This is a genomic window from Serratia sp. MMO-28 (assembly GCF_037199905.1).
Classification (GTDB): Bacteria; Pseudomonadota; Gammaproteobacteria; order Enterobacterales; family Enterobacteriaceae; genus Chania; species Chania oryzae.
Genome location: NZ_JBBCVB010000086.1, coordinates 1 through 665 on the forward strand (window position 1 = coordinate 1; position 665 = coordinate 665).

The 665-nt window shown below is 53.8% G+C and carries 1 protein-coding gene; it reads left to right on the forward strand.

What is annotated here, in order from left to right:
- A protein-coding gene (locus WG891_RS26640) for an IS1-like element IS1B family transposase (protein ID WP_244462290.1) occupies nt 1-650 on the forward strand; the annotation gives its coding sequence in 2 pieces (ribosomal slippage) (nt 1-202 and nt 202-650; 651 coding nt annotated over the 2 pieces). This gene is flagged as partial in the annotation.
- Nucleotides 651-665: the final 15 nt, after the last annotated feature.

Below are 665 nucleotides of genomic sequence, written 5' to 3' on the forward strand. Positions count from 1 at the left end.
GTGGTGCGTAACGGCAAAAGCACTGCCGGACATCAGCGCTATCTCTGCTCTCACTGCCGTAAAACATGGCAACTGCAGTTCACTTACACCGCTTCTCAACCCGGTACGCACCAGAAAATCATTGATATGGCCATGAATGGCGTTGGATGCCGGGCAACTGCCCGCATTATGGGCGTTGGCCTCAACACGGTTTTACGTCACTTAAAAAACTCAGGCCGCAGTCGGTAACCTCGCGCATACAACCGGGCAGTGACGTCATCGTCTGCGCGGAAATGGACGAACAGTGGGGATACGTCGGGGCTAAATCGCGCCAGCGCTGGCTGTTTTACGCGTATGACAGGCTCCGGAAGACGGTTGTTGCGCACGTATTCGGTGAACGCACTATGGCGACGCTGGGGCGTCTTATGAGCCTGCTGTCACCCTTTGACGTGGTGATATGGATGACGGATGGCTGGCCGCTGTATGAATCCCGCCTGAAGGGAAAGCTGCACGTAATCAGCAAGCGATATACGCAGCGAATTGAGCGGCATAACCTGAATCTGAGGCAGCACCTGGCACGGCTGGGACGGAAGTCGCTGTCGTTCTCAAAATCGGTGGAGCTGCATGATAAAGTCATCGGGCATTATCTGAACATAAAACACTATCAATAAGTTGGAGTCATTACC